10 protein-coding genes are annotated in these 15842 nt (G+C 42.9%); 6 read left to right on the forward strand and 4 right to left on the reverse strand.

Annotated elements, in window-relative coordinates; genetic code table 11:
- Positions 1-5: 5 nt before the first annotated feature.
- The 4 genes from QVC79_RS01165 to QVC79_RS01180 all read right to left on the reverse strand — a co-directional run bounded on the left by QVC79_RS01165 (position 6) and on the right by QVC79_RS01180 (position 5967).
- A complete protein-coding gene (locus tag QVC79_RS01165; protein WP_270595188.1) occupies positions 6-3275 on the reverse strand; it encodes a golvesin C-terminal-like domain-containing protein in 3270 nt (1089 codons plus the stop codon).
- Positions 3276-3408: 133 nt separating this feature from the next.
- Positions 3409-4338: an ABC transporter ATP-binding protein gene (locus QVC79_RS01170; protein ID WP_124315864.1), complete on the reverse strand. Its 930-nt coding sequence runs from the start codon at positions 4336-4338 to the stop codon at positions 3409-3411.
- 330 nt (positions 4339-4668) lie between these two features.
- Entirely contained in the window at positions 4669-5385 is a 717-nt protein-coding gene (gene recO / locus QVC79_RS01175; protein ID WP_270595189.1) for a DNA repair protein RecO, read from the reverse strand.
- Positions 5386-5391: 6 nt separating this feature from the next.
- Complete coding sequence (locus tag QVC79_RS01180; protein ID WP_287642426.1) at positions 5392-5967, reverse strand: non-canonical purine NTP diphosphatase; 576 nt, start codon at positions 5965-5967, stop codon at positions 5392-5394.
- 402 nt (positions 5968-6369) lie between these two features.
- Here QVC79_RS01180 and rsgA point away from each other — a divergent pair, with 402 nt between their 5' ends.
- The 6 genes from rsgA (at position 6370) to QVC79_RS01210 (ending at position 15807) form a co-directional block, all read left to right on the forward strand.
- Positions 6370-7290, forward strand: coding sequence for a ribosome small subunit-dependent GTPase A (gene rsgA / locus QVC79_RS01185; RefSeq protein ID WP_270595191.1), 921 nt, complete (start codon positions 6370-6372; stop codon positions 7288-7290).
- 107 nt (positions 7291-7397) lie between these two features.
- Positions 7398-7949 (forward strand): RNA polymerase sigma factor, encoded by a 552-nt coding sequence (locus QVC79_RS01190; protein ID WP_124317045.1) that lies wholly within the window; start codon positions 7398-7400, stop codon positions 7947-7949.
- Positions 7950-8051: 102 nt separating this feature from the next.
- Positions 8052-8993 carry a PD-(D/E)XK nuclease family transposase gene (locus QVC79_RS01195; RefSeq protein ID WP_270595192.1) on the forward strand — a complete coding sequence of 314 codons (942 nt, stop codon included), beginning with the start codon at positions 8052-8054 and terminating at the stop codon, positions 8991-8993.
- A gap of 145 nt (positions 8994-9138) precedes the next feature.
- Positions 9139-10314 carry a FecR family protein gene (locus QVC79_RS01200; RefSeq protein ID WP_270595193.1) on the forward strand — a complete coding sequence of 392 codons (1176 nt, stop codon included), beginning with the start codon at positions 9139-9141 and terminating at the stop codon, positions 10312-10314.
- A gap of 89 nt (positions 10315-10403) precedes the next feature.
- The gene (locus QVC79_RS01205; protein ID WP_124317043.1) at positions 10404-13847 is read left to right on the forward strand and encodes a SusC/RagA family TonB-linked outer membrane protein; all 3444 of its coding nucleotides are present in this window, start codon (positions 10404-10406) and stop codon (positions 13845-13847) included.
- A 10-nt stretch (positions 13848-13857) separates the two neighbouring features.
- Positions 13858-15807: a RagB/SusD family nutrient uptake outer membrane protein gene (locus QVC79_RS01210; protein WP_270595194.1), complete on the forward strand. Its 1950-nt coding sequence runs from the start codon at positions 13858-13860 to the stop codon at positions 15805-15807.
- The last annotated feature ends 35 nt before the right edge of the window (positions 15808-15842 follow it).

The raw sequence follows: 15842 nt of genomic DNA on the forward strand, positions 1-15842 counted from the left end.
TATTTTTATTTGTTATTGTTCGTGTACACCCATTTTACCGCATCGGCAAAGATAATTTGGTTCGATTCCGATCCCTTGTCGCTTAAGGTAATCTTGGCCTCTCCTTTCGAGAAGTAGAAAGAACCCAGCGTTCTCCATCCTTGCCGTCCCCGGCCCGTCTCGACTGAAATTTCCTCTTCCCCGTCATCATGTTTTACCGTGTAATATTGTATTTTTTTCTCTTCACCTCCTCGGTGGCGCCATCCCATCATAGGGAGCTCGGACGTGTACACGAATACCTCATAGAATCCCGGGATTTGTATCTGGGTTGTCCATTCCGTCTTGTTACTACCACTTCCGGATTTCTTGTACACGGCACTATTGATATAGTCTCCATAATAGTTTACTCCGATGGTAGCTGTCCATCTGCTAGGAGGCATCCAGAAGTTTAAGTTCTTGTATTTATCTTCGCTCTCTTTCTTGAAGAAAGATTGTAGTTTGTTCTTTTGATTGGATTCGATTATCCGGAATCCGGGATCTTCGTTGTCCACCGTGATCTCTTTCGGGTTAAACGTGAAAAGGGTGGCATTTGAGTCGAATATTCCTGTTACCGTGTCGGTCGTCGTGGTCGTCACTTTAGCAAAATTCTGCATGATCGTACTGGGTAGATTCTGCGAGATATTCGTGTTAATCGTGAGGTTACTCGGACGCTCGTCACATAGAATACGAATCTCTTTATATTTCTGTGGTTCTATAATATAATTTTTCGCCGGTTTGGCCTCCATTTGAGCCGCCCGTCCTCTTCTTCCCCGCGGGCCACCGGGGAACATTCCGCCTCCTTCTTCCACGTTGACGGAAATCACGCCTTCTACGTTCGTGGGGTTATACACTTGGAACTTCACGATATATTTCGTGTAATCCCCGACTTCTACTTGATCGGCATCCACCCCTTTCACGATAAAACGAGGCGTGCTGTTGATCGTGTACCAGTTCGGGATGAAATCCATTAAATTGAAATGGAACTTGCGAATGAACTCGCTGTTCAGGCGGGTGAAATTGACCTCCTGAAACTGGTATCTTTTCGTGAATTCGGCCATGAATTCCTTGAACTCGTTTGATGAAAGACGGGAGTTAATATAGTTCCTCAGGTAAACACCCTTCAGTTTCATCATTTCGTAGAACACCTCTGTTGAAAGCGTGTTATCGAGTACGGCCTGTTCAAAACTTTTCCCGTTCAGGTAAGAGGCAGCTCGTTGATCATCGCCCATCCCGTTGAACATCCGGAAGAAATGTCTTCCCTGATCGCTTTCTTCCTGTTTTAGCATGGTGTTCATCACGATGTCTATGATTGGGAAATTCTGGGAATAAATAGAACCCGCGTAATTAAAATACATGGACGATAAATCGTACTTGTTCAGTTTGGATGTTCCGGACCATTCGCCCGAGAACATGTTCACGAATGTGTTTCCCTCTTCTTGAAATGTTTCCTCCGAGAGAAGAACCCGGCGGGCAAAATCCCGAATGACGTTCATTTCCACGTCAATTTCTTCCATCGCTCCTTGGGGATCACGTCGTCCCCAGTTAGCCATTCTTTTCTTGGCAAATTTGAAATTACTGCTGGGCAGAGTCGTGGCAAATTCCGGAAGGAAAACCATCTCCGGTTGTGTTTGCTCGCTGTTCCCTTTCCAGTTTCGCACGTATCCCGCGAAAGAAATGGGCGTTTCCGCCATGATAAATTTTTGATACGGGTATTTACGGCCTTTTCTCAACTCGTATTCGGATTTCACATCTTGAAGGAATCCGGCTAACGTGTCTGAAATGTTAGGAAAAACTTCAGAATAGAAATCGTGACCCTTAAAATTGTATAATTCGATTTGCACGGAATCGACCACGATACTCTTCTTCTCGTAGTCCCCGATGGCTAAACTGATGCCGGGTAGTTGCTCTTTATTCCGGAATATTGTCGTGTCACCCGATTGGGAAGATGTCCCCTGTGAAAGAATTGTCCGGTCATTGGGATGAATCACTTTTAGCGTGTAATTCGAGAAGTTTTTCCGAATATTATAAGGAGCTTCCGGGTTTACCGGTGGAAAAGTAGAGGGGTACCACAGGCATTCCGGGGTCAGCAGGGTAAATTTGTCCTGCACGAAAGCGTATCTTTTCCCGAAACGGAGAATACTACTTCCGGTTTGCGTGTCGTAATATTCTTCGTCCGTGATGTCTAGGTAGCAAATGTTTTCGTCGATGGAACCGTTGTACGTGATGTCCAGTTCAAGGCTTTCGTACGGGCGGAGTTTGTATTCTGCAATGATAACTTGTGCGTCTCTTTTGTAGGGAATATCTTCTCCTTGCCGGGTTAATTTTTCAACTTGCAGGGATGGATTCAGGTAGAACACGATTTTGTCGATCTCTTGATGATTCCGGTTTTGAATCTTTACGTGTGAATTGACGGTAATTTTTTTGTCGGTCTGCGAGAATATAATCTCTTGGTCTATCAAATGAACCTTGTCAATGTTGTTGTATTTTTTGTATCTTTCAGAGTATAATTTGCGTTGATTATCAACGTGATTGAAACGGGAAAAATAGGTGAAGCCGCAACCGATTCCGGCGATGAGGATAATACATCCCAGGGCGTTCAGCAAGATGTTTTTCTTGGGATGTAACGGTAAGCGGTTGACCATAGCGATGGTAAACGTGAGTAATCCCATTCCCAATAGCAAGAATGTTAATCGTTGAACGAGGTAGGGAAACAAGTTCGTGTGTCCCAGCACGTCAGAGAACATATTCGGCACCGTGAGGGCGAAGAAGTCAAATGTCCCGTGTTCCGCGTCTCCGAGATAAGATAAGGTCACCCCGATAAATCCTAGCATGATCACGAACGTAACCGCTTGGTTACGGATGAAACTCATGATCACGAACGATAGTCCCAACACGAAAATCAGTGACGGGATCGATAACGTGAGTAGGTAGAAGAAATAGGGGAATAGGGTAAATGGGGATTCACTTGCGAACAAGTGAATGAAACCAGCGATAAGTAAGGCGATGATGTTTAACGATACGAATACCTTCACGATTCCCCATGTTTTCCCGATGATGTAATCCGCGTTACTCATCGGGCGCACGTAGATCACTTCGGCCGTATCTAACTTCTTGTCTCGCTTTAAAAAGCTCCCTGCCAAGAATATGGCAATGACGGATTGCGCGATATTGAAAAGGTAGATATTGACAAACGGGATGGAGGATGGCATGGCAACCATGACCCATTCGAACCACCCTAGGTTTGATTGTGTACCCATGTGAAAAAATACGATAACTAAAAGGGATAAAATAGCGAATATACGGAATAGCCAACTTCTTCGCAGAAGCTTGGTTTCGTATCTCGATATTGTGCTGATGTTGTGAATATTCATCGCTGGTTTCTTCTATGATTTACTTGAACAATTCGTTTTCTTGGATTGCTTCAACCTGCATGTTCATCTTGTCTTTCAACAAGTAGTCCATGTAGTAAACGTAGGCATGTTCGAGGTTTGGTTCGATGGCTTTGTGCGAGTAGCCGTCGACAGCATCGGCCACGACCTGAATCTCCATACCCCCGTCCGTCGGGATGGTTGAAATAATCGGGTATTTATCTTTGATTTCCTCATATTCCATGTCGGTTACGAAAATTTCCCATACTTTTCCGCGAGCTAGGTTGATCATCTCGTCCGGGGATCCTTCAAACTTCAGTTCTCCGCGGTTCAACAAGGCTAGTTTCTTGCAAGTACTTGAAATATCACCCACGATATGGGTGGAAAGGATGATGATGGAATCCTTGTCGCTAATGTCGGACAGGATGTTGCGGAACCGGATTCTCTCTTCCGGGTCCAGTCCGGTAGTCGGCTCGTCCACGATAATCACTTTCGGGTTCCCGATAATGGCTTGGGCGATCCCGAGTCTTCGTTTCATACCCCCGGATAACCGGTTGGCCCAACGGTCACGGACTTCAAACAAACCAACTTTACGTAGCATCTCGTCTACCACTTCGGCCCGGTGTTGTTTCCCCTTGATCCCGGCAAGCCCGGCACCGTAGTCGAGGAATTCCCATGTTTTCAGTTTCTCGAAGAAACGGAAATCCTGTGGCAAGTAGCCCAACAGGGAACGAATCGCTTTCCGGTCCTTGGCAATATCGTAATCGTCGAAATAGATGGTTCCCGACGTGCAACTCTGCAATAGAGTCATGATTCTCATGAGAGAGGTTTTTCCTGCTCCATTCGGTCCCAACAGACCGAACATCCCCGGTTCGATTTCCAAATTCAAGTCTTTTAAGGCTTTTTTACCTCCCGGGTAGACTTTATTCAGATTTACAATTTTTATACGCATAACGCTGGTATTTTAGGTTGGTATAAATCTATGCATAATAAGCCGGAATATATGTTAATAAAATGTGAAATATCCTACTTTGAGTGAGACACTTTTTGCTTAAAAAGGTTTATTATTTTAACAAAATATTAACTTATTAACCCCGATGTCGGTTCCCAAAGGTCATTTTGGTGAATTTTTGTTGACTGGCTGACGGTTTGCCCTGTTTCATACGATTTTTGTTTAAATTTCTTGTAAAAATATGAAATTCAGTGTTATCGGTCAATAATTTTAAATGAACATCTGTAATTTCGGGATGAATACCCCGATTTTATCGATGAACACGCGTTTTTAGGAAAATATTTCCCGGATGACCCGGATGCTTTTGGTGTTAAAATCCAGATTTAGATGGAACCCAAGGAAAAGTAGGGCAATATCGAGTAAAATCTTACGACCTTGCTGATTAAGCGGGATATTTTTTAATTCTTGCAATTGACACGTGCAAAGGGCATGGATAGCTTTGGCGGAGTGTGGGCCGGTGTAGTAATTTCCCGGTGAACCCGTGGGGTAGAAGCATCCATCGTTGATGTTGAACACGTGGTCGGGGTGATACGTGCTGTTGTCTATGCTAAAGCCGAGTAATTTACTTAACCGGAACAGGAATAACAAGTTGAAATTGGCGATGTCGTCACGCGTGACGTTCAGGTATTCCACGGAAGTTTTGATGTACTCGTATAAACCGGGATTCGGGTCGGAATCCCGTAGCACGAGGTTTAATATTTCACCCCATAACAGGGCTATATTCATCTTGTACACGTCGAAATAGATGGCCGACGTGTTCACGAGCGGAGAGAGAGATTTCAGTTTGTGGAGCCCGCCCCTTTCATTCGGGATGAACTCGATTTCCACGATTTGCATACACTGGACGGACGTGTTCGTTTTACGCTTGAACAGGGCCAACGGGGTAATCATTTGCATGTAACCTCTTTCCTCCGAGTAAACATGTAGAATTTGTTGCTGTTCGGAATGAGGTATGCTTTTCAGTATGATGGCCTTCACCGTGTGCATGTCTTTTTATAAGTTGTTTAAAAAACGGCATAATTCCCGGACGGCTTGGCCCCGATGGCTGATTTCGTTTTTCTCGTGGAGGGGCATTTCGGCAAAACTTTCCTGAAAACCTTCGGGACGGAAAATCGGATCGTAACCGAATCCTTCGTGCCCGTGCTTGCTTGTGAGTATCTCCCCGTTGACAATACCTTCAAACAAGTATTCCTTTCCCCCGAGAATTAAAGCGATAACAGTTCTGAAACGGGCTTGGCGTTCCGGTATATTTTGCATCTCCTGTAAAACTTTTTTCATGTTGGCTTCCGAGTCGTGAGCATTGCCCGCGTATCGTGCGGAATAAACTCCGGGAGCATTGTTCAAGGCTTTTATTTCTAACCCGGTATCGTCCGCGAAACAGTCCAAGTCGTATTTCGCGTGAATATACCGGGCTTTTTGAAGGGCATTTCCTTCGAGCGTGTCTTGTTCTTCCGGAATATCCTCATGGCATTGAATCTCTTTTAAAGAAACAATCTCGTGCCGGGTACCTAACATTTCTTTTATTTCTTCCAGCTTGTGGGCATTATTGGTAGCGAAAACTAATTTCATGACTTGTAATAATTTGTATGTTGCAAAGGTAGTGAAATTGGGAGTAGAAACTAACGATTATCCCTAGAAATGCCGTGGAAAGTTAAAAAGTCATGATTTATAGATGATTACTACTAGACCACTACCGTGTAAAACGCTATTAGAACGCTATTAAAACCCTATTAAAGCGCTATATTTAGAATAGCGTTTTATAAGAATTTTAAAAGCATGATAAAAGAGTGATTTCAGCTAATGATCAGGTAGAAATGTAAGATTGATCATATATTAAAGATTGACGTGGGACTGTCGTGGGTAGGACAATTTATAATCCTTGGTATTATAATTTTTCTTGGTCCGTGCGAGAAGAAAATTATATCGTGTATATTTGCATTCGGGTAAAACAGGAACCATTAAATTGATAATATGAAAGGGATTGTTGTGAAATCTACCGGAAGTTGGTATTCCGTGCGAATGGAATCGGGGGAAGTGCTGGACTGTCGGATCAAGGGGAAGTTCCGGATGAAAGGGATTAAGACCACGAATCCTGTTGCGGTAGGGGATGTTGTCGAGGTGGAGGTCAATCCCGATGGCGCGGTGATCAACCGGATTGAAGATCGGAAGAATTACATTATCCGGAAATCAACGAACTTGTCGAAAGAGGCGCATATTATCGCCGCGAATGTTGATCAGGCGGTGTTGGTGGTGACGGTGAATCATCCCGTTACATCGACCGTTTTTATCGATCGTTTCCTAGCATCCGTGGAGGCTTACCGGATTCCGACCATACTCGTGTTTAACAAAATAGATTTGTACGACGAGGAGGATTTATTGCTATTGGGAGCTTTGACCCAGATTTATATGCAGGTGGGGTATGAATGTTTTCACGTGTCCTCGTTGACCGGGGAGGGGATGGAGGACGTGGTGGCGGCCTTGAAGGATAAAGTGACCGTGTTCTCCGGCTTGTCTGGCGTGGGGAAATCCTCGTTGATTAATCGTGTCGAACCCGGGCTTGGATTGAAAGTGGCGGAGATTTCCGATTCTCACGACACGGGAAAACACACGACCACGTTCGCTGAAATGTTCCCGTTGAGTTTTGGCGGGTATATCGTGGATACTCCCGGTATCCGGGCGTTCGGGTTGATTCACATGGAAAAAATAGAGATCTCACATTATTTCCCGGAAATATTCAAGCGGGCAAGTGAATGCCGATTCTATAATTGCACGCACATTCACGAACCGGGATGTGCCGTGCTGGAGGCTGTGGAGAAGGGGGAAATCAGCGAGAGCCGCTATTTTAGTTACGTGAGTATGTTCGAGGAGGGAGATGAAAAATATCGAAAATAAAGGTTTTTGAGGGAACGGAATTTTCGTTATGTATATCCAAAAACCGAAGTTTTTTGTATAAGTTTGTAAATCTAATAATTTATACGTGGTAGCGAGCTTTTGAATTTATGCAGGTTGATGATAAGTTGATATGTAAACTTTTAGTTGGACATGACGATCCCCGGGGGATGGAGGTCTTGTTCAATAGTTATTATCGACCGTTGGTTTTATGGGCTGACTCGTTTTTGGGTGATATTCCGGCGGCGGAAGATCTGGTACAGGATTTCTTCGTGGCATTCTGGGAGCAGCGAGCTTATGCGAGAATCACTTCGGGTAATCTTCGGGGATATCTTTTTGCTTCAGTAAGAAATCGAGCGTTGAAGTTATTGGAAAAGAGGGATCCCTTACGCGAGGCTTGTGGTGAATTGAACGAAAATGCGGAAGTTGAGGACACGGATTGGCTGACAGAGGAGATTTTGCAGGCAATAGAAGCTGAGATCGAGAAATTGCCCCCGAGAACACGTGAGGTTTTGAAGTCAGTGTATCTTGATGGGTTGAGTTACCGGGAGACGGCAGATCGTTTTTCTATCTCGATAGCGACGGTAAAAACGTTGCTCGTGAATGCTTTGAAGTATTTGAGGAAGGTCTTTTCCGGGTTCTGGCACTTCAGGTTCGAATGAACTTGATACCGGTACGATCGATAGAAAAGTTAAATCACATTTTTTTCTCCTTTAATCTCGCAAAAAAGCTTACCTTTGAATAGAGAAGTAAACTATTTCCACATGGACAAGAATAAATACATTCGATTTGATTGGGCTGTGAAACGGTTATTGCGGGACAAGGCGAATTTTGTCGTCTTGGAAGGGTTATTAACCGTGTTACTCGATCGTCAGGTTCACATTATAGATATACTGGAAAGCGAGGGTAATCAACAGATTTACGAGGATAAGTTTAACCGGGTAGATGTTAAGGCCCGGGATAGCGAGGGTGAGATTATTATCGTGGAGGTACAGGTTACTAGGGAATTATATTTTCTTGAACGAATTCTTTATGGTGCAGCCAAGGCGATTACTGAGCATATCAAGCTAGGAGAACTTTATTCAGAAGTGAAGAAAGTGTATTCTATTAGTATTCTTTATTTTGACATTGGAAAAGGGAATGATTATCTTTACCATGGTCAAAACACGTTTACGGGAGTACACACCGGCGATCATTTGCACGTGACCGTGAAGGAGCGGGATGCTTTGGTTCAGCGCTTGCCATCGGAGATATTCCCGGAGTATTTCTTGATCCGGGTGAATGAGTTTGATCAAGTGGCAACAACCCCGCTTGAGGAGTGGTTGGATTACTTGAAAAATGATTACATCCGTCCCGATACAAAGACTCCGGGATTGAAAGAAGCAAGGGAAAAGCTGGTTTACTATAATATGGATGAAGCAGAACGAGCTGCGTATGATCGTCACGTGGATGCTATCATGATCCAGAATGATGTGTTGGGTACAGCAAAACTAGAGGGATTAGTCGAGGGTCGAATGAAAGGCCTAGAAGAAGGTCGGGTAGAAGGTCGGGTAGAAGGTCGGGAAGAAGGCCGGGAGGAGGGATTGGTCGAAGGTGAAGAGAAGGGAATTTTGAAAGTAGCTCGGAATATGAAAGAAAAGAATATGCCGATGGATATAATCATTCAAATGACCGGGCTGACTGCCGAGGATATTGAAAGGTTGTAGTTATTTTTTTGAAATAGAGATCACGATGATAGTCCTCAAATTCCATGAATTTGAGGACTATCATTTTTTTTTGAAATTTTTTCTAATTTCATTCAACCGTTTTCTAATCTTTCCGGTCTTTAGAATAACAAAGGTTATTGTAAAAATGAAAAAAGAATATCAAGTCACTGAATCCGAGTTGTTTGACTTTTTTAATGGCAAACTTTCAGTCGAGGAAGAAAAAGAAATTCTGGAATGGAAAGAGGCTTGTGATGAGAATCGTGAGTTGTTTGATGTCATGCGAAAGGAAAATCTCATTCTGAAAGAGGTTGTCCGGGTTCAACTTATCAAGGGTGATTATTCTTCCATACAGGGACGGATAATTCCTCGGCGTCATCGGGCATTTAAATTAAAATATTGGGGTGTTGCTGCCGCTATCGTGGTGGGGGTTATTTTTTCGGTTTCGTTATGGCAGTATTCTTCTATGGATAATAATAAAGAAATATCTCATGTTGGCGCTCCTGCCCGTGCTGCGATATTAGAGTTGTCTGGAGGGGAACGCCATTATTTGGGTGGTAGTGAGATCGAATTCAAAGAGCAGGATGGTACGCAGTTGGCAGTCAGTGAGGGTAAAGTTGTGTATGATAAGAAGACGGGGGAGGACGTGGAGAAAGAGGAGGAAGTACTTGTTTTTAATAAAATCACGGTACCGCGAGGTGCCGGGTTATATCGAATTTTGCTTAGTGATGGTAGCGTGATATGGTTAAATTCAGATAGTCGCTTGGAGTATCCGGAAAAGTTTGCCTTAGAAGAACGAAGGGTTCGTATCAGCGGAGAGGCGTTTTTTGATGTTGCCCGGGATACGATGCGTCCGTTTGTTGTTGAGACAGCTTTACAATCCGTTTCTGTTTTGGGGACGAAGTTTAACGTATCCGCTTACCCGTCGGAACCGGTTTTGACAACGCTTGCTTCCGGGAAAGTAAAAGTGATACCTGTTAGTGGAATGGATTCGGTTGTACTGTTACCGGGGGAACAATCTGTTTTAAGTGTGTATGCAGATAACTTATCCGTGCGGCAAGTGAAAATAAATGATGTCGTTTCTTGGAAAGATGGGATCATTAATATTGAAAACATGGGATTGAGAGAGATATTGAAGGTCGTATCTCGTGCTTATGATGTGGATTTTGATACAGAATTATTACCAGTTGATGATATTATTTTGCGGGGGAGCATTTCAAGTGATGAAAGTCTAGGAGTGTTTCTAGCCGTGCTAAGTAAAGTAGCGGATGTGAAATTTAAAATGAAAACCGATGGGAAAATAGAAGTTCAAAAAATTAATTAAAAAAGGGAGAGAATTCAAGGAATTCTCCCGCCCCAAGTTTGCGACGTCTGTTGGCGACAGACGATATCTTATAATTCAAATACAAAAATATGAAAAAAAAATGGAGTCACGCCATTTTTCGAGTGGAAATTCGGAAATGGGGTCGGATTATGTTAGTAAATTTAATTTTGGTATTGTTGTCAGGAGTGTCTTTGTATGCACAGAATGAATCTTCTCGGCAACAGAGAATTACGGCTAAGTACCAGAATAAAACGATTCTGGAAGTACTGGAAGACCTGAAAGCAAAGACGGGATATACTTTTGTGCATAAGCAAAACGATATATCCAGCGAGGTGAAAATCACGGAAACTTTTACAAATGCGACACTGGATGACGTGTTAAAAAAAGTGCTTACGGCTCACGGTTACGATTATTCGATCGAGGGTAAGGTGATTGTTGTCAAGAAAAAGCCGAAAATCCAAGAGTCATTGGCACGGGATATTATCACGGTGAAGGGGCGTGTGGTGGACGAGAAGGGAAATCCCATGCCGGGGGTGAGTGTGGTGATTAATCAGACTTCACGAGGGGTTGCTACTGATAATAAGGGAAATTATGATATTCTGGTTAGGGCTGATGACGTGTTGAAATTCTCGTTTATCGGTTATAGAGATGCGACAGTTCCTGTTGAAGGGAAAACCGTTCTAAATGTTACACTTGAACCTACCGAGGAGGCCTTGGAAGAGGTGACCGTTGTTGCTTACGGTGAGCAGAAAAGGGAAAGTGTGGTTGGTGCGGTAACCACCGTGAACGTGAGTTCACTGAAGACTTCCAACAGTGATCTTACTGCAAGTTTCGTGGGACGTATTCCGGGTATGATCGGTTACTTGAAAGGAGGAATGCCGGGGGCGTTGAGAGAAGAGGAGATGCAGACTCAATTCTCTATCCGTGGTATTACTTCTTTCGGTAATAATGCTAATACGGCTCCGTTGATTTTGTTGGATGGAGTGGAGGTGTCTGTACTTGACTTGTCTCGTATTGATCCGGAAGATATTGATTCTTTCAGCGTGTTAAAGGATGCTTCTGCCACGGCTATGTATGGTGCTAGAGGAGCCAACGGAGTAATTTTGGTTTCTACAAAGAAAGGAGCTGAAGGATCCGTTTATACGGCTTTCCGTTATGAGGCTATTGCTTCTATGCCGACGAAGAAAATCGATGTTGTAGATCCCATTACTTATATGCGAGCTTACAACGAAGCTTTGCAAACCCGTGATCCGTTGGCACAGCCAAAATATACGGCAGAGCGTATCAATAACACGGGTAGTGATCGTTTCCCTTCTTGGGTGTACCCTGCCAATGACTGGTATAAACTTCTTTTTAAAAATACCGCAATCAATCATCACTTGGGTTTGAGTGTTCGAGGGGGTACAAAGATTATGCAATATTACGCATCGTTGAGTCATAACTATGATGAAGGTATGTTGAAGACCGATCGGTTGAATTCGTTTGACGTGAATATTAGAAATAATACCACGGCTTTACGTATTAATTTGAATATTGATATGACACCGAGTGCCAAATTAGTGCTTAACTCTAATTCAACTCTAGATGCCTATCGCGGCCCTCTTTCTAGTGTACAAGGGGCTTATTCGTTGGCATTTAATGCCAATCCGGTGGACTATGCTGCAGTTTATCCTGCTGATGCAACCTATGGTTTCCCACACATTCGGTTTGGTTATGAAACGAAAAATTCTAATAATCCTTATGCTTCTATTCAAGCGGGTTATCTGGAGAGAAGTCGTTTTGCTACGGTAAATCGTGTGGAGTATATTCAAAATTGGGGAGCAATTCTAAAAGGGTTGGAAACACGTGCTAATGTTTCTTTGTATAAGGAAGCCTATTATAGTACACCATTTCAAACTACACCTTATCAATATCGTTTGGCGGATTATAACCACCAGACTGGTGAACATACATTGGAACAGCTTACAGAAGGAGATAAAAATTTGACTGTTAATCCTAATGATAAGGTTACGGAAGGAGAAACTCAGGTTGCAGGAGAATTTCGAGTATTTTATAATGGGAATTGGGGTGATCATACCGTGAGTTACACGGGGTTATTTAATCTTTCTCAACGTACCACGTCAACCGGACGTACGTTATTTTCTGCAATAAAAAATCGTAATATGGGGCTTTCTATGCGACTTTCTTATGGATATAAAGAACGTTATTATCTGGAAGGAAGTTTTGGATATAATGGTTCCGAGCGTTTTGCAAAACACAATCGTTTTGGTTTCTTCCCTTCCATTGGTTTTTCTTATATGTTGTCCAAAGAGCCGTTTATTGCTAATGCAACCGGACATTGGCTCTCTTTCCTGAAAGTGCGTGCTTCGTATGGTAAGGTCGGGAATGATGGTATTGGAGATGCGGTGACAGATAATTACACGCAAAATGTGGGACGATATATTTATTTGGAGAATGTAGGGATCAATAGTTCAGATCAGTATGTGATTTATTCGTATGCTAATCCTACTATTCAATGGGAGATTGCCGAACAGACAAACTTGGGATTGGAAGTGACGCTTTTTAAAGGTTTGTTGGATTTCACCGTCGATTTTTATGAAGAAATCCGTCATAATATATTATCATCTCGTAAGATTGTGCCTGCTAGCATGGGTTTAGGGCTTTATCCCTTTGATAATGTCGGAAAAGTTCGTTCCCGTGGTATGGATGTCTCTGGAAAAATTCAACATGCGTTTTCTAATGATTTCTGGTTTATTTTAAACGGGACGGCCACCTATAATAAGTCGGTTTTTAAAGAGATTGAAGAGGCGGCTGATAAACCGGAATGGCAGGGAAAAGTGGGGCATGATATTTCACAGGTCGTGGGATATATTGCAGAAGGACTTTTCCAGAGTCAGGAGGAGATAGATCGTTCACCTATTCAATCCGGTAATTATATGCCGGGAGATATTCGCTATCGGGATGTGAATGGTGATGGGAAAATCAGTATTGATGATGCCGTGCATATCGGTTATCCCACGGAGCCAAGGTTCGTGTATGGTTTTAACGGAACTGTTAGCTATAAACGTTTTGAGTTTAATTTCGCGTTCCAAGGGGCATCCAAACGTTCTCTTTTCATAGAGCCTTCATCACTTTCCCCATTCGTAAATGACCGGGCTCTGTTAAGTGCGATTTGGGAAGACCACTGGACTCCGGAAAACATGAAATCCAATCCATTGTGGCCTCGTTTGTCAACAAGTAGTATTACCACGCATAATATGGAAGAGGCCAGAATCGGGCAGGAGACTTTACGTGCTTCAACCTATTTCATGCGTGAAGTAAAATTTTTGCGTTGTCAATCATTGGAATTAGCCTATAACTTGCCGACAAGATGGGTGGAGAAGATTGGTTTGCAACGTTTGAAACCTTATATCCGGGTGAATAATCCTTTTTTGATTAGCGATTTTGATCTTTGGGATGTGGAGTTAGGTTCGTCCGGATTCAACTATCCGATTCAAAGAACTTATTCAGTAGGTATTAATTTAAGTTTTTAAAATTATGCGTATGAAATTCAAGAATATATTAGTTATTGTTTGTTCAATCTTTTTGGGAACAGGATGCAATGAGTTTCTTGACTTGGTGCCCGAAGACGATATTCTAACCATTCCCAAAATTTTTGAAACGAGGACAGGAGCAGCTCGCTGGAAGAATGATGCCTGTGCCGGTTTTAAAACGTATGCCGTAGATTTGAATTGGAATCCTGCGTTAGCGGGAGCGGATGAATATACCGCCGGAGATTATGCCCGGAAAGGACAGGGGTATATTTCAACTTTGTATATCGCAGATGGGTTACAAACAGCGCTATCGCCCATTAATGATATTTGGACGTATGATGGAGTTTATTACTATATCCGCTATTGTAATACTTTCTTGCAATATATTGGGGATGTTTACAATTTACGACCCGGAGAGTTGGAACGTTGGACTGCCGAAGTGAAGGCATTGAAAGCTTTTTATTACTTTGAACTCGTAAAACGTTACGGTCCGATCGTGTTAGTCCCGCAGAATATTGATGTTTATGCTCCCATGGAAGAACAGAGACAGTCGAGAAGTTCGGTTGATAGCTGTTTTAAAGCAATTACCGATCTTTTGGATGAGGCCATTCCATATCTACAAGTGTTTGCGGAGAAAGATGCGGATCAGCGAGATTTTTTCTCTAAAGAGGGTGCCATGGGATTGAAAGCAAGGGTATTACTTTATGCTGCTTCACCACTTTTTAATGGAGGGTTATCGCAATACCGGAATTTTACCAATAAGAATGGAGAGAAGCTTTTTTCTGAAGAAGATAAAGAGAAGTGGAGGGTTACTGCTGAATATACAGAAGAGGTTATCGAGTATTTGGAAAATAATGGCTATAAACTTATTTCCGGAAATGAGGATAAATCTACTGCTTTACTGAATACGATGCGAGATTTGGAATGTTCCGTGTGGGCTCCTAACTGGGCCAATTCGACGGAGGCCGTTATGATGGTCGCAGGATACAATAATTTGTATCAACATCTGTTGCCTAAATTAGGTTCGAGTACTTCTGATATTCATTATAGTGGTATTTTGAAGGGTACATTGGGTACGAGTATTCGGATGGTGAATAAATTCTATACGGCGAATGGACTACCGATTGAGGAGGATAAGACGTGGACTTATGGTGATGGTTATGCCATGGCTCAGGAACGCGATCCGGCTTATACGAAAGTAGTTCCTTTGGGTACGGATGTGCTTGCTTTGCATTTGAAACGAGAACCTCGTTTTTATGCTACGATTGCTGCTCCCGGATTGTATTGGCAACGGGGTGTATATGATTCATACAATATGATTGTAGATTCCTACCGGGGAGGTGCTTTCGGCTTAAAACAGGATCGTATTAATGGTGATTACGAGCAAAATATTACCGGATATTATATAAAGAAAGGAACACGGAGTGAATTTAATACGAGTAGTTATAGCAATGATATTATGAGTTTTGCTGCTAATGTGCATGTGGTAATACGATTGGCGGAACTTTATTTGATAGCAGCAGAGGCTTGGAACGAGTATGAAGGACCGAACGGGGCGCATCGAACACAGATCTTTGATCGTCTGAATGCAATTCGTGAACGTGCCGGGCTGTCTACAGTTCAAGATAGTTGGGGCAGATATGGTATCAATCCGAATAAATTCAATGAACAGGTTGGTCTGAGAGATATTATTCGTCGGGAACGTACGATCGAGTTAATGTTCGAGGGACATCGTTTTTGGGATGTACGTCGTTGGGGTACGGCAATTGACGAAGGTTGGAACGATAAACCTCAAGCTTGGGTTGTTACTGCTCAGACATGGCAAGGGTTCTATAATAACTTTCAAGGGCCTGTTACCGTGTGGGACAAGGCTGCATTTAATCCATCTCGGGATTACTTGTTCCCCATTAAGAGTGAAGAAGCAATGATTTCCGGTATAGTACAAAATCCCGGATGGTAGATGAATTTTAAATTTTAGATTTTAAATTTAAGTTA

This window comes from Butyricimonas sp., assembly GCF_019423355.1.
Taxonomy (GTDB): domain Bacteria; phylum Bacteroidota; class Bacteroidia; order Bacteroidales; family Marinifilaceae; genus Butyricimonas; species Butyricimonas faecihominis.